This window comes from Caballeronia sp. LZ028, assembly GCF_031451415.1.
Taxonomy (GTDB): domain Bacteria; phylum Pseudomonadota; class Gammaproteobacteria; order Burkholderiales; family Burkholderiaceae; genus Caballeronia; species Caballeronia zhejiangensis.
This window is the reverse complement of record NZ_JARUXN010000004.1, coordinates 503,679-521,818: the sequence shown is the minus strand read 5'-3', so window position 1 is coordinate 521,818 and position 18,140 is coordinate 503,679. Positions and strand designations below refer to the sequence as shown.

Genomic DNA, 18,140 nt, shown 5'->3' with positions numbered 1-18,140 from the left:
CATCGCTCGCGGGTCGGGCATGTGCGGTTGCACAAAGACGGTGCGCGCATTCCGGCTACGTTAGCCGCATCGCATGACCTTTGCGCGACATCGGCTTTCGACTATTGTCGATAGCTGAAGAGCGGCTCACGGAGGCATCGCCATGCAGGATTTCACTGAAGAGACAGCGCAGCAGACGGTCGTCACGGTGCGTCCGAAAGAGCAACTCGCGACGGTTCAGCATCTGCCGTATTTCATCGGGCTGTCGGCGAAGACGGCGGGCACGCGCGGACTCGCGATGCATATCGTCGTCGTGCCGCCGGGCGGACGCGGCGAGCCGCACATCCACGTTGGCTACGAGACCGGCATCTACATACTCGAAGGACGCATCGAGACGCGCTATGGGCCGGGACTGGCGGAATCGGTCATCAACGAGCCGGGCGACTTCGTATTCATTCCGCCGGGCGTGCCGCATCAGCCGGTCAATCTGAGCGCGACGCAAGCAGCGCGCGCCGTGATCGCCCGCAACGACGCCAACGAGGCGGATCGCGTCGTGCCTTACGATCCGTGGGAGCCGTCCGCGCCCTAGTAGCCGGGCGCGCCCATGCCCGGCAGATCGACATAACCGCTGTCGGCGAAGCGCGCGCCGCCGAACGCGCCGCCCGCGAGTTTGCCGCGCACCGCGTACGACACCTTGCTGACGGTGTCGCCGCTCGCGAAGCCGAACGCCTGGCGCGCCATCGAGAATGCCGATACCGTCACCGGCACGGACAGCACCGTTTCGCCGAAACGCGGCACCGTTCCGCGCTGATCGCTGACGCCGCTCGCGAATGCGCGGCCGTTGAGATCGAGATCGAGCGCGACGCCATCGAAGTCGATCGGCGCGTCGTTCGGGTTCTGAATGCGCAGCTTCACGGCGAAACGCATCTCCAGCCCTTGCCCTTCGAGCGGCTCGATGCCCGCGACGCTCACGCGCATCGCGTCGCGATTGAAGAAGCCCGCGCAGCCGCCGAGCGCGAGCATCGCGACAAAGGCGGCAAGGAAGTAAGCGAAGCGGTTGCGCATGGGATTCGGTTGCATGAGAACGTGACTCCTCGCGATGTCGTGCTAGATATGTAGTGCGTTCAGCAGCATGCGGCCATAGACATGATGAAACCAGACATCGTCGACGACGAAAAGCGCTGCAGCCCACGCAGCCGCGACGATGATCAGATCGCAATGGCCGCTCGTCCATAGATTGAGCGAATGGCGCGCGGCGATCCAAGGCACGCCGAGCGGGTTCGGCCAGTCCGCGAAGAGATGCATGAGCCCGCCGCACGCGAAGCCGAACGCGACGGGCGCCGCCGGATGCCGGCCGAGAAAGTGATACGAAAGCGCGAGCAGCGCAACCCAGCCGATGCCCCAGTGCGTGAGCGTGCGATGCGTGATCCAGAGCTTGCGCGCGCGCGTCCACCACGCGACTTCGAGCCAGTCCGGCGCGGTCGCCCCGGCGACGCCCGCGAGCAGCGCGAAAACGCCCGCGAGCATGTTCGCGCCGCCCGCCGTGGCCGGATGCGTCACGATCGCCGCCGCGATGATGCCTGCCGCCCATCCCGTCGCATGATGAGCCTTGCTCGATGCCATGAAGAAACCGCCTTTGTCGCCCTTGCCCGAAGAGGGCGCATGTTCGCACGGTCGCTGGGGTCGAAACCGGCCTGAAACATAAACTTACGCAATTGCGTGCGTCGAAACACGCTTGTGCGAACGGCGTCGGCGAGGCCGCGCGGCGTTGACTAAAATGATTGCTGAATCGCTGCGCAAATCACGCTGCGGACGCTGCCCGATGCGTCCCACGCCCGCCTGCGCACGCAGGCATTTTTATCGAATTTGGCCGTCATGCAACACCTGAAATACCTGAGCGCCTACCCGAACGTGCTGCAGGACAAGGTTCGCCGACTGATCGCCCAGCAACAACTGGGTTCGTATCTCGACGCGCGCTATCCGAACAGGCACGCCGTACAGTCCGATCGCGCGCTCTATGAATATTGCTCAGATCTGAAGCAGGAATTCCTGCGCGTCGCGCCTGCAATCGACAAAGTCTTCTACGACAGCAAGCTCGACGTGCTGCGTCACGCGCTCGGCCTGCACACCGCCATCTCGCGCGTGCAGGGCGCGAAGCTCAAGGCGAAGAAGGAAATCCGCATTGCGTCGCTTTTCAGGGACACCGCGCCCGAGTTTCTTCGGATGATCGTCGTGCATGAACTCGCGCATCTGAAGGAAAGCGATCACAACAAGGCCTTCTATCGCCTGTGCGAGTTGATGCAGCCCGGCTACCATCAGATCGAATTCGACTTGCGGCTTTATCTCACGCATCGCGACTTGCTGCGCACGAAAGTGGCGTGAGCGTCGCTGCGGCGCATCAATAGGACCAGGCTAGCGCGGCAGCGTATCCGTCGGGCGCGGTGAGCGATATAGCGTCGAACGCGCCCGCGCCGCGCGTCACCGCATAGCGAACGTCCCTGCGCGGAAGAACCGAAAAGCCGTGCATCGCGACATCCGTGCTGCCGATGCCATCGCCGTGCGCCTTCAGCACCGCCTCTTTCGCCGTCCAGCAGTCGAAGAACGCGCGGTTTCGGGCGGCATCGTCGGGCAAGGCTTCGATTTCGCGCCGGTCGATATCCCCGAGCACCGCGGGCGCGAGATCGCGCCAATCGAACGTCGCGCGCGCTTCCTCGATATCGGCGCCCACGCGCCTTTCTCGCGACATCGCGATCAAGCCATAGCCGCCCGAATGCGACACGTTGAAATCCGGCGCGTTCCGGCGAACGAGAAACGGCCTGCCGCGATCGACGGCATCGAACGCGAGACGCGCGGGATCGTCGCCCGTTTCGGCCGCGAGCAGATGTCGCAGCGCGCAACGCACCGCGCCGAAACGCGCGCCATCCGCGTGACGCAGAAAACGCGCGGCGCGCGCGCGTTCATCCGCGTTCATCACGGCGTAGACGGCGCTGTCGAGCGGCATCGAAAAATCGATATGAAGCAGCCACACGCGCACGTCACCGGGCGCGTGGTCGGGAAGCGGCATCGGGCGGACATCGAAGGGAATCGTTGCTTCGGTCATTTGGGAGCGTACTGCGCCTCGCCGTTGCCGAAGGACCAGTTCTCCTTCTTCACTTCGACGAGGCTGATGAAAACATCCTCGCGCCGCAGCTTGAGACGTTCGTGCAAGCCATCGGCGACCGCCTTGTAGAACGCGCTCTTTTTCGCGAGGTCGCGGCCTTCGTTGAGCGTGACCTGGATCACGACGCAATCGTCCGTGCGGCTGATGCCGAGATACGTGCGATCGACGATGAAGTCCGTCGCGCCGTGCTCCGCGACGATCTGAAAGCGATCGTTCTCGGGCACGTCGAGTGTCGAGCGCATCGCGTCGTACACGACATCGCCGATAGTCGTGCGATACGCGCTGTCCTTGCCTTTCTGCAGATCGATGCGAACGAGCGGCATGGGTTTCTCCTGTTGGTTAGTTTCAGCGATGATCCGGATGCAGCAGCAATTCCGGCACGCCCGCGCGGTCGACATACACGACGGCGTTCTGCGCGAATTGCGTCATCAGCGTATCGGCGGTGTCGCGGGTCGCGCCGAGCGCGAAGAGGCTCGCTTCGGCCACCCAGACATGCTGCGGATCGACGCCCGCGCCCGCCAGCGCCTGCAATCCCATCTGTCCGACGCGTTCGATCAGCGCCCGCTGGCGCAGCGCATTTTCTTGCGGCGTGAGCACATGACCGAACGGATTGAACGCCGTGACGAACACCGCGCTTGCGACGCCATGCTTTTCGAGCAAGGCAACGACATCGCGATTCGCGACGCCGATCTTCATGTCGATGTCCGGCTGCGCTTCGATCCGATAGATCGCCGCGCGATACGCATCGAGCGTCGCGGCGGGCAATGCGCGCGCAAGCACGATCGGCTGGCCATGCGGCGTGGCGCGCGCGGCCTCGTCCCATTCGTCGCGCCGCTGCGCAAGCATCGCGTCGCTCACGCATCCCTTTTCGGCAGTGAGGCGTTCGAGCGCGCTGAGCCAATGCGCGTAATACGTGTCGCCGTGATCGGGATCGCCCGCCGCCTGCGCGTCCTCGATCGCGATGCTCAATGCGTGCGCCCACTCCTTCCAGGAGAACACGCCGCGCTCGTGCAACGCGAGCGTCATCGCGAACGCCTGCGCTTCCCACGGCGCGCGAAACACGGGACCGTCGCCGTCGAAAGGCAGTTCGGGCAACGCGGCGCGCAGTTCTTTCAGCTTCGATTTAGCGTCGGTCGAGGTCATTCGAGATACGGCTCCCAGCAATCGACACACACCGACGACGCGGTCGTGTCCGCGCCCCACAAGTCTTTCGCCTCGAAACGCACGGTGTAGAGCCATTGCGGATGCTCGCCGTGACCGAGCGCGTTTTCATCGGGAAAGACGTGCGTGCCGCGCACCGCGACGACGCGCCCGAGCTTGCCGCGGCAATAGCGCGGCAGACGCGTGTGCGTCGGCGGATTCATCAGTTTCGTGCGGACTTCATCACCGATGGAAAAGCGCGCCGCCGACGCAGCCGGACGATCGACCGGCGCACCGCGCAACAGCGCGGCGCTTACGTCCTCCGCTTTCAGCACGCGCACGTTCGGCTTCGCGGCGGATTGCGAACGGCCGCTCGCGATCTCATCGGCGCTCGCGAGTCCCTTCGCCGTCAAGAGTTTCTTCAAGCCTTCGAACCAGATTTCGTAATAGCTGCTGCCGAGATACTGCGCGGGCGGCAGGCTTTCGCGCGCGGCACGGGACGTGTCGATGTTCCATTGGCCCGTCGCGCCCATCGCGAGCGTGACGGCCAGCACGCGGCGCTCCCATTCCGCGTGAAACGGCGATGCGCCCGGCGCGTCGCAGGCATCGATTTCGATGGGGCCGAACGCCTGCATGCCGCCCATGTCGTGCGCCGCGTTCATGCCGATGCTCCCGTTGCCTGCGACGGCGCGAGCGCGACGCCCGTGCCGATCATCGAATCGCGTGTGACGAGATCGGCGAGCGCGTCTTCGTCGAGATGATCGGTGTCGGCGGGACGCATCGGCACGACGAGATAGCGCACTTCGGCGGTCGAATCCCATACGCGCAACTCGACCTGTTCCGGCAATTCGACGCCGAAATCCCGCAGCACGCCGCGCGGATCGATCACCGCACGCGAGCGATACGGCGCCGACTTGTACCAGACCGGCGGCAGCCCGAGTACCGACCACGGGTAGCACGAGCACAGCGTGCAGACGACCATGTTATGTACGTCCTCCGTGTTCTCGAGCGCGACCATGTGCTCGCCTTGCCGGCCGGTGAAACCGAGCGAGGCGATGGCGGCGGTGGCATCGTCCAAAAGCCATGTGCGAAACGCGGGATCGCTCCACGCCTTCGCGACGACGCGCGCGCCATTGCGCGGCCCGACCTTGTGCTCGTAGGTTTCGATGAAGACGTCTAGCGCTCGCGGATCGATATACCCTTTTTCGACCAGCAGCGATTCGAGCGCGCGCACGCGCAGGTCCATCTCCGGCAATTCACTGCCGGCGTGATCGTGATCGTGGTCGTGGTCGTGATGGTGCGGATGATCGTGGCTCATGAGCGGGCTCGCGCGTGGCACAGACGTCACACGTTACCGGAGTGTGCGCGCGCGCGCAAACCTCGTCACCGTGACGCGGCGCGCCGCCTATACTGGATTCAGCGTCTCATGCGAGGAGGATGCCATGACACGCAAGTACATCGATTGTCGCGAGTGCCCGAGCGACGTGAAATGCAGCGTCGTCCTGTCCGCCGACAGCGAGGACGAGTTGATGGAAGCGGCCGTGCAGCATGCCGTCGCCGTCCATCAGCACACGGATTCGCCCGAACTGCGCTCGCAACTGAAGACCTTCTTTCACGACGGCACGCCGCCGGCCTGACCGGTCTTTGGCGTTCTCAGCCGAGCTCGAAGGTCGTTACACCGAAGACACGCGCGAGCGGCACGTCCGGGGCCGCACGCGTGTACATGCGCGCCGTTTCGAAGACGCTCGTCATGTCGTGTTCGACCGCGAGCGCCACCGCCGCAGGATTGATTTCGGGCACGTCGAGGAACACGGTCTCGCCGGGCAGCACGGAAACGAGCCCACGATACAGCGCGCGCGCCGTGCTCAGATCGTCGGCGAAGAGCGGACCGATCTTGTGGCCCGCGCCGCAACGCCGGATCACGGCGAGGCCGCTCACCGCGTCGCCATCGAGCGCGGCGAGTGCGCGCGCGTGCGCCTGCGGTTGCGACAGCCACGCTCGCAGGAACGCGGTGCGCTCGCACGCGAACACGCGGGTGTCGTAATCGAGAAGCCGCGCGAAGGGGATGTTCAGCGCATCGGTGATCGTGGCTCCATCGGCAGGATCTTCATCCGCCGATGCGATGCCTTCATAGCGCACGTTGCGATACGCCAGCACGAAGCCGGATTTCCGATAGTTGGGCTGCTGCGCGAGCACGCCGTCGAGCCCGATAGTGCGCGCGCCGAGATACGCCATGCCTTCGTTCCACAAGCGCATACCGAAGCCCTTGCCGCGCCATTCCGGAACCACGATATAGAGGCCGACGAAACCGAACGCATCGCCGTATGCGACCGCCGAGATGCAGCCGACCGGCGCGCCGTCCCACGTGCCGACGAAAAATCCGTGCGGATCGGCGGCGAAGAACGAGCGGGCGTCGTCGAGACCGGGATTCCATCCTTCGGTCGCGGCCCATTCGAGCGCGATGTCGACATCGCGCGGCGTCATGCGGCGTATTGCGAAACGGGGATCGTCGGGTGTCGCGTGCGAGGGACAGGGAACGGACGGCATGGGACGCGCCTTGTCGGAATGCGGATGCGTTCAGTGTCGCGCGTTTCCGGTGCAGGCGAAAGATGCAGCGAGGCGTGGGTGCAACGAGGGGAAAAAAGAACGGTGGGACGATAACGGGGGCGAGCGTGTGCCGCCCCCGATCAGGAATACCCTTGACGCCGCTCGCTGCGGCTGAAACTCTGGCGCGAGCGCCAGTCTTCCGAGCGCAGGACGTGTTCGCCGTCCTCGCGTGCCTCTTCCTCGGATCCGAAGCCTTCGTCGCTATACGCGACGACCTTCATTCCGCCTCCCGCCGCTCGCTCGACGGTGATGCCCCAATGCCACCCTCCTTCCTGATGAAAGACGTGCAGCGTCGGTTGCGACGATGTGGTCAGTTCCATATGTGCGGCTCCCTCAGGCTGACGACCGTAATGCTTACCGGCCCGCCCGATGAAACGCTCTGTGCTTGCCGGCGTTTGATTGTTCGTGTCGATGCTCGAATGCGTGCGGCGGCGGCCTGTGCCACCTGCCAGGAACAGCATACGCAATGGGATGCTGCGTTGCAACACGAGATTTCCCCTATGCGTCGCGCGAAACGCACGTCCGTTACATGCGCTAACGGGAAATTCGTGACGGTTACATGGACGAAGCATGGAAGGCAGCGACGACGGTGTTCGCCATCGTCGTGCCTGCTGCATTTCTATTCGCCGTCCCAGTAGTGCAGCGAATCGCTTGCGCGAAACACGGCGCGCAAGCCCTTCACGCCCGGCTCGTCGGCGACGAGCACGGCCTGGCGGCCCGTATCCGGATACTCGACCACTTCGGGCGATTGCATCGTGCTGACCGCAAGGTAGCGCAACGGTTGCGCGCCCGTGTTGACGATCTGATGCGCCGTCGATGCATCGCCCGGCGGGCAGGCGATGACGTCGCCCGCGCGAATCGCATGCGTCTCCTGGCCGATGCGGACTTCGCCCTCGCCTTCCACCACGAAGAACATCTCCTCGTTCACGCGATGATGATGAAACGGAAACGCGCGCTTGCCCGCTTCGAGCACGATGAGGCTATAGCCGAGCTTCCTCGCGCCGAGCATGCCGCCGATACGCGCAATGCGCGGCGCGTAACGTTCGGCGGCGGCACCCGTCGGCGCGAATTCCGGCGGCAGCGGTTGCGGTTCGAGCGCATCGAGATTGATGATCGGCGGTTTCATATTGACCTTGAAACAAATGGGTGTCATGCACTCGTCACGGAAACGTCACGCGTGCGCTTGCGCTCGTCGAGCCACGCGGCGATGGCTGCGCACGTCCAGTTGGCATCGTCGTGAGGCAGATCGTGGCCCGCCCACGGATGCACCGCGTGCGAGGCACGCCATTGCGCCGCGATGCGCAGCGAGCATATCGGATCGACGAGCCGGTCCGCCGCCGACGATAGCAGCAATACGGGACATGGCGGTGCATCGACGCGCGCGCGAAAGCGCGCCGCCGCCGCGAGTTGACGCAGCGCGTTCGCCGCGCTCGCGCCACGCGTGCGCCGAAGATGCGCCCAGTGCGCGATATCCGCGTCACGCGTGTCGATACGATTGCACGTCAGCGCGTGGATGAGCGTTTCGCATCGCTCGGGCAGCGTCCACGTCATCGCGATTCGCGCGAGCATCGGCCACGCATTGGGACGCAGGCGTTCGGACACGCCCGCGAACGGGCGCATGCTGGTGTTGATCAGCACGAGCCGCTCGATCTCGTCGGGATGATGTTCGGCCCACGCAGTGGCGACCATCGCGCCGAGCGACATCGCAAGCACGCGGCACGGCATGCGTATGTTCAGCGCGGCGGCGCGCTCGCGAACGAACGCCATCATCCTGACGACGGAAAGCGGCGCCCCATGCGCGCGTTCGACGCCATTGCCCGGCAGATCGATGCATATCGCGCGCTCGCCCGCGCCTGCGAGCCCATGCGCGGCGAGCGCCGCATCGAACGCGCCCCAGTGACGCGCTTCACGCGTGAGGCCGCGCAGAAGGATCCACTGGCTCATCGCAGGGCCGTGCGTTGCCAGTGCTCGCGCGCGCGCCGCAGCACGTCCTCGCGGAATTCGCCGCTCGGCAGCCAGCGACGCGACGAGAACGCCGCGCGCGTGAGGAAATCGAAGAAGTTCGGATGACGCCGCAGCACGCGCCTCGTCCGGTGCGCCTTGATCGGATTGAAGATGCCGAGGCGCGAGAAAAGCTGCATCGGATTCTTTCGAATCCAGCGCCACGAGCCGAGTTCGAGCGTCATCGGAAGGAAGATGTTGGGTGCGCGCGAGCGGTCATACGCGAAATCCCACAGATCGCCGTGCAGCAGGTATTGATGACTCTGCGGCTCGAACGCGTAGCCATGATGCGGATACGACTCCTCGAACATCGTCTTCAGCAGAAACATTTCCGGCAGATGCGCCATTTGCCGCTCGGTGCGCGCGTAGGGAAACCAGATGCTGTCGTCCCAGCCGAAGCCCGAATGACAATCGAGCGCGAAGCTCAACGGCCGCGACATCAACTGTTCCTCGACAACGGAAAGCAGCGCCGCGCTCTCCACTTCCATGCGGCCATCGGCCGGGCCGCGATACCACGGCAGCCACGGCCCGATGCGCTGTCCGCCCGCGAGAAACGGCACGCGTCCTTCGGCGCTTTGCGGCGCGTTGCGCATCAGATCGACGCCATTCGGATTCGCGCGGGTGCGCGCGAACATGCCGCCGGGATTGACGATCGGCATGAAGATGAGCCGCACCGCGCGCAGTTGATGATGCAGCGTGTCGTCCCATTCGAGCCGTCGCAACAGCGCGCGCATGTATTCGAGGACGAGTTGCGTGCCGATGCATTCGAGCCCATGCACGCCGCCGAAAAAGCCGATCGCGGGCGCTTGCGGATCGTCCGAGCCGATCGCCGCGGTCAGGATCGGAAACATATGCCCGCGTGCGCGCACTTCGCCGATCGTGTGCCACGCGAAGCGCGCGCCGCCCGCGATGCGAATCGCTTTCAGTTCGTCCATCTCCGGAAAACTGCTGCTGATGGCAACGCTCGACGTGCTCATGACTGGGCCTGTTTGTCGTGTATTCGTTGGCTCAGGCTATGGTTCTATGAATCGCCGGAACGCCCCGCCCGAAGAAATCGAGTATAGGGCGGTTCGTCAGCACACGACATATGAAACGCGACGCGCCGAACGCGAACAACGTGTTCTGCGCGTTTTCGTTCCGTCACCTAGAATGAAATCGCCGTGCTACGCGGTGTGAGGTATTCGTCATGACATCCATTTCCCGCATCATCCTCGGCGCGCTCGCTTTGTGCTGCGCCGCGTCCGCGCTCGCGCAACCGCCGGCGCAAACCACCGATCCAAACGCGCCGAAAACGCGCGACCAGGTCCGGCAGGAATTTCTGCTGTGGCGCTCGGTCGGCTACGATCCGAACGACTGGCTGGACTACCCGGACAACGCGATGCGCGCGAGCCGCATCATCGCGCAACGGCAGGCTCGCGGCGAAACCCGCGTGCAGTAAGCGCGCATTCGTCAGGCCGATTCGCCGCGCGGCTTCGGCCCGCGCAGGATGCGCCGCGCGATGCTCCATCGATGCACTTCCGACGGACCGTCGTAGATACGGAACGCGCGCATATCCGCGAAAATCCGCGCGACGACGGTTTCGTGCGTGACGCCCTGCCCGCCGAGCACCTGCACCGAGCGGTCGACGACCCGCCACAGCGCCTCCGACGACACCACTTTCGCGATGCTCGATTCGTGCTTGCCGAGCACGCCCTGATCGAGCACCCACGCGCAATGCCTGATGGCGAGACGCGTGACGTGCAGATCCATTTCGTTATCGGCGAGCATGAAGCCGACGCCTTCGTGCTCGCCCAATGCCTTGCCGAACGCCTGACGCTGCCGCGCATGCGCCGTCGCGACATCGTGCGCGCGCTGCGCGGCGCCGAGCCAGCGCATGCAGTGCGTGAGACGCGCCGGCGATAGCCGCACCTGCGCGTAGCGAAATCCTTCGCCCGGCTCGCCCAATACGTTTTCCTTCGGCACGCGCAGGCCCTCGAAGCGCACGACGCCGTGGCCGCCGGGAAAGCACGTATCGAGCGAATCCATCGCGCGCTCGATCACGATGCCGGGGCTCGACATATCGGCGAGGAACATCGTCGCGGGACCGTCGGCGAACTTCGCCATGATGATCGCGACCGCCGCGCCTTCCGCGCCCGTGATGAACCATTTACGTCCGTCGATCACGTAGTCGTCGCCGTCCTGCACGGCGATGGTCTGCAGCATCGCCGGATCGGCGCCCGCACCCGGCGGCGGCTCGGTCATGCAGAAACACGAGCGAATCTCGCCCGCCGCGAGCGGACGCAGCCAGCGCTCCTTTTGCTGCGGCGTAGCGATGGCTTCGAGCAGATGCATGTTCCCTTCGTCGGGCGCGGCGATGTTCAGCGCGACCGGACCGAGCGGCGAATAGCCCGCCTCCTCGAACAGAATGGCTTTCGCGACGTGATTCAGGCCCAGGCCGCCGAATTCGGGCGATACGTGGCTCGACAACAGCTTCGCCGCGCGCCCTTTCGCGATCAACTCGGCGCGCAGCGCTTCGTTCGGGCCATGCGGCGTGCAACGCGGATCGCGCTCGAACGGCACGATCTCTTCAGCGATGAAAGCGCGCACGCGCGCCTGCAGATCGGTCAACTCCGGAGAAAGCGAAAAGTCCATCGACAATCCTCTAAGGGAACGGGCTGAACGCCAAGCTTAACCGCGCGGGCGCATCGTGCGCCAGTGGCGTTCGTCCGGGTGTCAGTCGTCGTACTCCGTGTACTTGCGCGCGTCGCCCTTCACTTTGTGCACCGGATATTTCGACCGGTTCAGCGCCATCTTCTCGATCAGCGCGCGATGCAGATCGACGTCGAGGGAGTCGGCGAGCATCACGAGATAGGCGAGCACGTCCGCCATTTCGTGGCGAATGGCTTGCAGCTTCGATTCGTCGAGTTCGGTTCTGTCGCCGGTGGCGAGCCACGTGAACGGTTCGAGCAACTCGCTCGCTTCCACCGACAACGCCGCAGCCAGATTCTTCGGCGAATGAAAGCGGCTCCAGTCCCGCTCGCGGACGAACTCGCGCAGCATGTCGCGCATTGCGACGAGCTCGCTCGCGGTTTCCCGCTGATCCTGTTGCTCCATGGGGTTCCTCTGAAGATGTCGGGTGTGCGCGAAGGTGCTGCCTTCGCCGGGCAGAGTGGCGCGGTGAGCCGGCTTAGGCCGGATAGAGCCCGAGCGTGCGCGCATGCAGGCGTGCGAGCCCGAGAAGCGCATCGGTGAACGGCGTCGGCACGCCGGTCATCGCGCCCAACTCGCGCACGGACGCGACGAGCGCATCGAGCTCGACCGCCTTGCCCGCCTGAACGTCCTGCAACATCGACGTTTTCATCGCGCCGAGCTTGAGCGTCACGGCGTGGCGATCCTCGGGCTTTTGTTCGATGGGAATGCCGAAGCGCGCGCCGATTTCCTTCGCTTCGAGCATCACGTTCGTGACGAAGCCGCGCACGAGATCGTCGCTGAGAATGCGGTCGGTGGTCGCGCCGGTGATCGCGCTGATGGGGTTCATCGTCATGTTGCCCCATAGCTTGAACCAGACGTCGCGTTGAATCTGCGCGGAGAGCGTGGCGTCGAAGCCCGCCTTCGAGAAGAGCGAAACGAGCGATTCGGTGCGTGCGGTCGGTGCGCCCGTCGCCTCGCCCAGAATCAGCCCCTTGCCCTGATGATGCCGGATGACGCCCGGCGCTTCTACGAAGCAACTCGCGTGCACCACGCAACCGACCGTCTGCGTGCCCGGAATCGCCGCGGCGATCTTGCCTTGCGGATCGACGGACGAAAGACGTTTGCCGGTGAACGGTTCGCCAAGGCCGTCGCAGAACCACCAGGGCACGCCGTTCATCGCGGTCAGCACGGGGGTTTCATTCGACAGCAGCGGCGCGATATGCGCGGCGACGGATTCCATCGCGGGCGCCTTCACTGCAACCACGACGAGATCCTGCACGCCGAGATCAGCGGGTTCGGCGCTCGCCGCGACCTTCACGACATGCGTGGCGTCCTTTTCGACGAGCCGCAACCCTTCCGTCTTCAGCGCATCGAGCGTCGCGCCGCGCGCGACCACGCTGACATCGCAGCCCGCCTGCGCGAGCTTCACGCCGATCCATCCGCCGATGGCGCCCGCGCCATAAACGCATACTTTCATCGTTCCCGTCCTCGCTCGTGGCAATCATCCGATCGCCATTGTAAGAGCGGGACGGCGCGCTCGTGCGTTCAGTGCGCGATGCCCGTGGCGAGCTTCGCCACCGTCAGCAGCGTCAGGCCGAATGCGCCCGCGAGCATCACGGCGATGACCGGCAATAGCGGCAACCTGACCTGCGCGAAGTCTGCGTTGTGCGAAGCGCGTTTGCGCACGCCGAAAAAGCTCCAAAGCACGATGCGCAACATCTTCAAGAGTTCCATGAGCGGCTCCTTCGCCTGAATCCGTATCGATCTTTCACGCGATGATGATGCCGGCTTCATGAGATGAAAAACAGCAGCAGTTGCGCTGTATTCGACGGTAGCAGAACGACCTGCAAGAAGCGCATTCGGACGGATGTAAGCGCGCTTCGGCTTCTTTCAAGAGCCGCCCGGAGAAAAAAAATTGCGCTTGAAACATAGGGCGGCGGTATTGAAACGATAGCCTTCGCTCCTACTTTCGATGCACTGACGGCGATAACCGCGTCGTCGATTCGACTTCCTGTTGCAGGCCGCGCTGGCCGCACTATCGGAGACTGGACCATGAGTGACTTTTATTTCAGCGGCGACGTTTTCTCTGAACTGGACCGCATGCAGCGGCAGATGTCCTCGCTCTTCGGCAATCTTCCTTCGAGCATGCGTTCGAGCCGCGCGGATGCTTTCCCGCGTCTGAACATCGGCAGCACGGACGATGCGATTCATATCGTCGCGTTCGCGCCGGGCGTCGAGCCTGCATCGCTCGATGTGACCGTCGATAAAGGCACGCTCACCATTAGCGGCGAACGCAAGGCGCAGGCAACGGTGGAAGGCGCGCGCACGTATGCGAAAGAGCGCTTCACCGGCAGCTTCCGCCGCGTGATCGAACTGCCGCAAAACGCGGACGCGGACAAGGTCGAAGCGCGCTATGAGAACGGCACGTTGTCCATCACCATCGGCAAGCGCGAAGCATCGAAGCCGCGTGCGATCACCATTCAGTAAGAGGAAGCACATCATGACCGAGAACACTCAAGTCGCCGCGCAAAACACGAACGACGCTGCGCGCAAGAACGAAGACAATGCACGCCGCGCAACGGTCACACCCGCGGTCGATATCGTCGAGGATAGCAATGGCATCACGCTGTGGGCCGATCTGCCCGGCGTGTCGCGCGAGAAGCTCGACGTGAAGGTGCACGATGCGCGCCTCACCATCGAAGCCGAAGCAGCATTGCCTGTGCCGGGCACGGTGCGCGTGCATCATGCCGAACTGCGCGCGCCGCGTTTCGTACGCGCCTTCACGGTGAGCGAAGACTTCGACACGACGAAGATCGACGCGAATCTCAGCAATGGCGTGCTGAGACTCACGATTCCGCGTCGCGAGCAAGCGCGTCCGCGCCGCGTCGAAGTACGCGCGGGTTAAGCATCGGAAAAGTTATCAGTTTTGCCTCGAGCGGCCGCGATTTTTCGCGGCCGCTTTTTCTTTTGCACTGCGCGCACGCCTCTATAATCTTCAACGGCGGTTAAATTCGCCACCATTCGAATACTCATAGAAAGAAGGGACTATCGTGAAGAGGCTGGTAACGGTGTTGTTGGGTTCGATGCTTGCCGTATCGATCGGAGCGCATGCAAAAGAGTGGTCGACTATCCGCTTCGGCGTCGATGCGAGTTATCCGCCTTTCGAATCGAAAGCGCCCGACGGCACGCTGGTCGGCTTCGATATCGATGTCGGCAATGAACTGTGCCGGCGTCTCAACGCGAAATGCGTATGGGTCGAAAATGCATTCGACGGCATGATTCCCGGCCTCAAATCGCGCAAGTTCGACGGCGTGCTCTCCACGATGTCGATGACGCCCGCGCGCGTCAAGCAGATCGCGTTCTCCAGCAAGCTCTTTCACGTGCCCACGCGCCTCGTCGCCAAGCGCGATTCGAACATCCGGCCGACGGCGGAATCGCTCGCGGGAAAAGCTGTCGGCGTCGAGCAAGGCTCGATGCAGGAAACGTATGCGAAGGTGCATTGGGGCGCGAAAGGCGTGAAGGTCGTGTCTTATGCGGATCAGGATCAGGTTTATCAGGATCTGCTCGCCGGACGGCTCGATGCGTCCCTGCAAAACGCGGTGCAAGCCGAACGCGGCTTTCTCGAGACGCCGCGCGGCAAGCCCTACGGTTTCGCGGGCGGCGCGCTGGAAGACAGTGCGATCTTCGGTCCGGGCACGGCAATCGGCCTGCGCAAGGAAGATACGGACCTGAAGGATAAGCTCGACGGCGCCATCGCCGCGATGATCAAGGATGGCACGTATAAGCGCATCGAACAGAAGTACTTCGACTTCGATATCTACGGCGAGTGATTTGGAATACGTTGCCCGCGAACGATCCATCCAATGCGGATAACTTCGTGCGCGGGCGGCGAGGTTATCCCGCTTGCTTCGCTCTCGCCTAGACTCACATACATAACCGACAACAAGGAGACAACGATGGCGACGCTCAAGCAGATGCAGGCGAAGTTGAAGAAGCTCCAGGCGCAGACCGAGAAGCTGATCGCGAAACGCGCGCAAGCCGTACTCGACGATATTCGCGCGCTGATGGAAAGGCACGGCCTCACGACCGCGGATATCGACCGTCACGGCAAGAAGGCCAAACGCGCGGGCAAGCCGCAGGTCGCGTACCCCGCGCCCGCCGGCCGTCACGAAGCGATGACCAAGCTCGCGAAGAAGGGCAAGCTGCCCGCGAAGTATCGCAATCCGAAGACGGGTGAAACGTGGAGCGGCTGGGCGCGCCCGCCCGCATGGATCGCGAACGTGAAGGATCGCAGCAAGTTTCTGATCGATGCGGAAAGTGCGGAGAACGCGGTCAAACCGAAGGCTGTAGCGAGGAAAGCGGCGGCGAAAAAAACTGCTGCGAAGAAGAAAGCAGCGGCGCCGGCAGCAAGGAAATCCGTCGCGGCGAAACCGGCAGTGAAACCGGCGGTGAAGCGCAGCGCGCCCCGCAAACGCGCGGCAAAAGCCGCATTGCCGGAACCAGGCGGTGCCGAAACATCGCCATCCACGACAACGGGCGATGCTTCCGTATGAAACCCTGACGTCATCCCATTGTTTGAGATCGACGAAAACTCAATTGGCTTTTCGTGCGATTAAAAAAAGGCTCAGTCCTTCTACACTGCGTTCACATGTCGGGGGCGTTTCGTAGCAACGATTCGCTTCTCCGATTGCAGTTGTCGCTTCAGACAACCGCATCTCCTCATATCTTCGTTGGAGCGTCCTCGTGAACAAGCGAATCGTAGTGGGCTTTGCTATTGCATTGAGTTCTCTTTTCGCCGGCTCGGCATTTGCAAGCGGTTATGGACCGGCGCCGCATTATCGTCCCGATGTCGGTGCGCCGGCTTCGCAGCATGGCGTCAGCGCGCAGACCTTCGCTGCGGAAGAAGCCGCACAAGGACGCGGCGATTTCGGCAATACGGAACGCACCGCGCAGATTCAACGCGGGCAAGTTTCGGCTTCCGCTTCTTCGCAAGTGGCGCAATAAATATCCGATTAACGGACACGATGATTTCACTTTGTAGTGTCCGTTTTAAAAGCCTTTTATCGTTCTTTCCAGAAATGTCCAAAGCGCATCGTCCACGGAATAAGGGACGTTGAATCGAAAACATGCGCTTTGAGCATCGTCCGGACGGAAATAAGAGCCGGGCGCGAGCCATATGCCGTGCTGCAATGCGCGTGTCGCGACGTCGCTTCCATCCGCCGGATCGATCGGCAACGCGCCCCACAGGAAAAGCCCCGCGCGCGGACGCCGGAACAATTCGACGCCCAGCGCATCCATGCGTTCTTCGACGAGCGCATGCGCATCCTTGAGCTTTTCCACGACGAATTCGACATGCCGCGCGTAGCGCCCTTCCGTCAGCACTTTCTCGACGATGCGCTCCGTCGCCTCCGATGACGTCAGCCCGACCGCCATCTTCGTGCGCGCCAGTTCGCGCAATACGTCGCGCTCGGCGATGACATAACCGCAGCGCAACGCGGGCGTGATCGTCTTCGCGAAACCGCCGACGTAGAGCACGCGGCTGAGCCCTTCCATGGCGGCGAGCAACGGCGCGCCGGGCGCGGCGAGCTCGCGGTTCACATCGTCCTCGACGACCCACAGGCCGTGCCGCTCCGCAATCTGCATCAGCCGAAACGCCGACGCCATGCCGAAGGTCGCGCCCGTCGGATTCTGCAAGGTCGTGTTGAGAAAGACCGCTTTCGGTCGATGCTCGACGACGATGCGCTCGAACACGTCGGTATCGACACCGGCCGCCGTGCGTGGCACGCCATGCACCTGCAAACCCGCGAGCCGCAGAATCTGCAGCAGATTGCAGTAGCCCGGATCTTCGACGACGACCGCATCGCCCGGACGCAGCAGCGTGCGCACGATGAGATCGAGCGCCTGCGTCGCGCCCGCGGTCAGCAGCACGTTCGATGCGGCGTCGATCGGCAAGCCGTGGCGGTCCATCTGCTCCGCGATCCGCTCGCGCAGCGGCGCGAAGCCGTACGGATGCCCGTAATCCGCGATGCGCGCCGCCGGTACGCGGCTCACCGCGCGCAACGCGTGCTGCAGACCGCTCTCGTTGACCCATTCGTTCGGCAGCCAGCCGCAGCCCGATTTGATCGGCACGGAATGATCGGCGAATACGTCCGACAAAAGCCACGTCGCGGTGAGGCTCGGCGGCTGCCATTCGACGGCGCGCACGCGCTCGCTGCGCCCGCGTATTGCCACGCGATAACCCGATCCGCGCCGCGCCGTGACGAGGCCCATCGACACGAGCCTGCCATACGCTTCCGTCACCGTGAATGTGCTGAGACTTTCGGCTTCGGCAAGACGCCGCACCGATGGCAGAAGCGCGCCCTCGCGCAACGTCTGCTCCTCGATCGCCGAGGAGAACGCGCGCACGATTTGTTCGACGAGCGTCGGCGCCTGCCGCGCGCCGCGCTCCAGCTTGAGTTCGATCACGGCGTCGAGAATAACGCGGAGAAAGTCCGCCGGCCAATACAGTTTGCAGCATTCTGCCAGCACAGTTGGCAGCGCAGTGAAGCAACTGTCTATGCCTTGCAATTTTGCCGGGGAATAC

Annotated in this window: 26 protein-coding genes; 9 read left to right on the top strand and 17 right to left on the bottom strand. The window is 63.7% G+C overall.

Going from position 1 to position 18,140, the window contains the following annotated elements:
• Positions 1-142 precede the first annotated feature (142 nt).
• Entirely contained in the window at positions 143-568 is a 426-nt protein-coding gene (locus QCE58_RS25195; RefSeq protein WP_008353659.1) for a cupin domain-containing protein, read from the top strand.
• Here the strand turns inward: QCE58_RS25195 and QCE58_RS25190 are convergent.
• Together QCE58_RS25190 and QCE58_RS25185 are read right to left on the bottom strand one after the other, a co-directional pair.
• Positions 565-1,059, bottom strand: coding sequence for an LEA type 2 family protein (locus QCE58_RS25190; RefSeq protein WP_250440502.1), 495 nt, complete (start codon positions 1,057-1,059; stop codon positions 565-567). The genes QCE58_RS25195 and QCE58_RS25190 overlap by 4 nt on opposite strands.
• 27 nt (positions 1,060-1,086) lie before the next feature.
• Positions 1,087-1,602: a metal-dependent hydrolase gene (locus QCE58_RS25185; protein ID WP_008353661.1), complete on the bottom strand. Its 516-nt coding sequence runs from the start codon at positions 1,600-1,602 to the stop codon at positions 1,087-1,089.
• Between the two features lie 252 nt (positions 1,603-1,854).
• Here QCE58_RS25185 and QCE58_RS25180 point away from each other — a divergent pair, with 252 nt between their 5' ends.
• Positions 1,855-2,361, top strand: a complete 507-nt coding sequence (locus QCE58_RS25180; RefSeq protein ID WP_008353662.1) for a M48 family metallopeptidase — start codon at positions 1,855-1,857, stop codon at positions 2,359-2,361.
• A 16-nt stretch (positions 2,362-2,377) separates the two neighbouring features.
• Here QCE58_RS25180 and QCE58_RS25175 read toward each other — a convergent pair whose 3' ends face one another.
• From QCE58_RS25175 to nthA, 5 genes are read right to left on the bottom strand one after another with little or no spacing between them, the layout of a single operon-like run.
• Positions 2,378-3,079, bottom strand: coding sequence for a 4'-phosphopantetheinyl transferase superfamily protein (locus tag QCE58_RS25175; RefSeq protein ID WP_250521590.1), 702 nt, complete (start codon positions 3,077-3,079; stop codon positions 2,378-2,380).
• Positions 3,076-3,462 (bottom strand): tautomerase family protein, encoded by a 387-nt coding sequence (locus QCE58_RS25170; protein WP_008353665.1) that lies wholly within the window; start codon positions 3,460-3,462, stop codon positions 3,076-3,078. Before QCE58_RS25170 ends, QCE58_RS25175 begins: the two co-directional genes overlap by 4 nt.
• Before the next feature lie 22 nt (positions 3,463-3,484).
• Positions 3,485-4,282: a nitrile hydratase accessory protein gene (locus QCE58_RS25165; RefSeq protein WP_309780486.1), complete on the bottom strand. Its 798-nt coding sequence runs from the start codon at positions 4,280-4,282 to the stop codon at positions 3,485-3,487.
• Entirely contained in the window at positions 4,279-4,941 is a 663-nt protein-coding gene (nthB, locus tag QCE58_RS25160) for a nitrile hydratase subunit beta (RefSeq protein WP_008353667.1), read from the bottom strand. The genes QCE58_RS25165 and nthB overlap by 4 nt, the downstream gene beginning before the upstream one ends.
• A complete protein-coding gene (gene nthA, locus QCE58_RS25155; protein ID WP_008353668.1) occupies positions 4,938-5,597 on the bottom strand; it encodes a nitrile hydratase subunit alpha in 660 nt (219 codons plus the stop codon). The genes nthB and nthA overlap by 4 nt, the downstream gene beginning before the upstream one ends.
• A gap of 124 nt (positions 5,598-5,721) precedes the next feature.
• On the opposite strand from nthA, the gene QCE58_RS25150 reads away from it, so the two are divergent.
• Positions 5,722-5,916, top strand: coding sequence for a DUF1059 domain-containing protein (locus tag QCE58_RS25150; protein ID WP_008353669.1), 195 nt, complete (start codon positions 5,722-5,724; stop codon positions 5,914-5,916).
• 16 nt (positions 5,917-5,932) lie between these two features.
• Here QCE58_RS25150 and QCE58_RS25145 read toward each other — a convergent pair whose 3' ends face one another.
• From QCE58_RS25145 to QCE58_RS25125, 5 genes are all read right to left on the bottom strand, one after another.
• Positions 5,933-6,826: a GNAT family N-acetyltransferase gene (locus QCE58_RS25145; RefSeq protein WP_409014157.1), complete on the bottom strand. Its 894-nt coding sequence runs from the start codon at positions 6,824-6,826 to the stop codon at positions 5,933-5,935.
• Between the two features lie 140 nt (positions 6,827-6,966).
• Entirely contained in the window at positions 6,967-7,206 is a 240-nt protein-coding gene (locus QCE58_RS25140) for a hypothetical protein (RefSeq protein ID WP_008353671.1), read from the bottom strand.
• Between the two features lie 299 nt (positions 7,207-7,505).
• Positions 7,506-8,012: a cupin domain-containing protein gene (locus QCE58_RS25135; RefSeq protein WP_033537144.1), complete on the bottom strand. Its 507-nt coding sequence runs from the start codon at positions 8,010-8,012 to the stop codon at positions 7,506-7,508.
• Positions 8,013-8,035: 23 nt separating this feature from the next.
• On the bottom strand, positions 8,036-8,830 hold the full coding sequence (locus QCE58_RS25130) for an alpha/beta fold hydrolase (RefSeq protein ID WP_250435627.1): 795 nt from the start codon (positions 8,828-8,830) through the stop codon (positions 8,036-8,038).
• Positions 8,827-9,864, bottom strand: coding sequence for a M14 family zinc carboxypeptidase (locus QCE58_RS25125; protein WP_250521589.1), 1,038 nt, complete (start codon positions 9,862-9,864; stop codon positions 8,827-8,829). Before QCE58_RS25125 ends, QCE58_RS25130 begins: the two co-directional genes overlap by 4 nt.
• Before the next feature lie 209 nt (positions 9,865-10,073).
• On the opposite strand from QCE58_RS25125, the gene QCE58_RS25120 reads away from it, so the two are divergent.
• Positions 10,074-10,325, top strand: a complete 252-nt coding sequence (locus tag QCE58_RS25120; protein ID WP_033537146.1) for a DUF4148 domain-containing protein — start codon at positions 10,074-10,076, stop codon at positions 10,323-10,325.
• Between the two features lie 11 nt (positions 10,326-10,336).
• Here the strand turns inward: QCE58_RS25120 and QCE58_RS25115 are convergent, their stop codons facing one another.
• From QCE58_RS25115 to QCE58_RS25100, 4 genes are all read right to left on the bottom strand, one after another.
• Entirely contained in the window at positions 10,337-11,518 is a 1,182-nt protein-coding gene (locus QCE58_RS25115) for an acyl-CoA dehydrogenase family protein (RefSeq protein WP_250521588.1), read from the bottom strand.
• A gap of 81 nt (positions 11,519-11,599) precedes the next feature.
• Entirely contained in the window at positions 11,600-11,980 is a 381-nt protein-coding gene (locus QCE58_RS25110; protein ID WP_250440494.1) for a nucleotide pyrophosphohydrolase, read from the bottom strand.
• A gap of 73 nt (positions 11,981-12,053) precedes the next feature.
• A complete protein-coding gene (locus QCE58_RS25105) occupies positions 12,054-13,034 on the bottom strand; it encodes a 2-dehydropantoate 2-reductase (protein ID WP_008353681.1) in 981 nt (326 codons plus the stop codon).
• Positions 13,035-13,102: 68 nt separating this feature from the next.
• Complete coding sequence (locus tag QCE58_RS25100) at positions 13,103-13,291, bottom strand: DUF2970 domain-containing protein (protein ID WP_008353682.1); 189 nt, start codon at positions 13,289-13,291, stop codon at positions 13,103-13,105.
• Between the two features lie 318 nt (positions 13,292-13,609).
• On the opposite strand from QCE58_RS25100, the gene QCE58_RS25095 reads away from it, so the two are divergent.
• The 5 genes from QCE58_RS25095 to QCE58_RS25075 all read left to right on the top strand — a co-directional run bounded on the left by QCE58_RS25095 (position 13,610) and on the right by QCE58_RS25075 (position 16,561).
• Complete coding sequence (locus tag QCE58_RS25095; RefSeq protein WP_008353683.1) at positions 13,610-14,044, top strand: Hsp20/alpha crystallin family protein; 435 nt, start codon at positions 13,610-13,612, stop codon at positions 14,042-14,044.
• A gap of 13 nt (positions 14,045-14,057) precedes the next feature.
• Positions 14,058-14,462, top strand: a complete 405-nt coding sequence (locus QCE58_RS25090) for an Hsp20/alpha crystallin family protein (RefSeq protein ID WP_250435622.1) — start codon at positions 14,058-14,060, stop codon at positions 14,460-14,462.
• A gap of 178 nt (positions 14,463-14,640) precedes the next feature.
• Positions 14,641-15,387 carry an ABC transporter substrate-binding protein gene (locus QCE58_RS25085; RefSeq protein ID WP_284502549.1) on the top strand — a complete coding sequence of 249 codons (747 nt, stop codon included), beginning with the start codon at positions 14,641-14,643 and terminating at the stop codon, positions 15,385-15,387.
• A 126-nt stretch (positions 15,388-15,513) separates the two neighbouring features.
• Positions 15,514-16,110, top strand: coding sequence for an H-NS histone family protein (locus QCE58_RS25080; protein ID WP_250521586.1), 597 nt, complete (start codon positions 15,514-15,516; stop codon positions 16,108-16,110).
• A gap of 190 nt (positions 16,111-16,300) precedes the next feature.
• Positions 16,301-16,561: a hypothetical protein gene (locus QCE58_RS25075; RefSeq protein WP_250521585.1), complete on the top strand. Its 261-nt coding sequence runs from the start codon at positions 16,301-16,303 to the stop codon at positions 16,559-16,561.
• A gap of 45 nt (positions 16,562-16,606) precedes the next feature.
• Here the strand turns inward: QCE58_RS25075 and QCE58_RS25070 are convergent, their stop codons facing one another.
• A complete protein-coding gene (locus QCE58_RS25070) occupies positions 16,607-18,022 on the bottom strand; it encodes a PLP-dependent aminotransferase family protein (RefSeq protein ID WP_175979176.1) in 1,416 nt (471 codons plus the stop codon).
• Between the last annotated feature and the right edge of the window lie 118 nt (positions 18,023-18,140).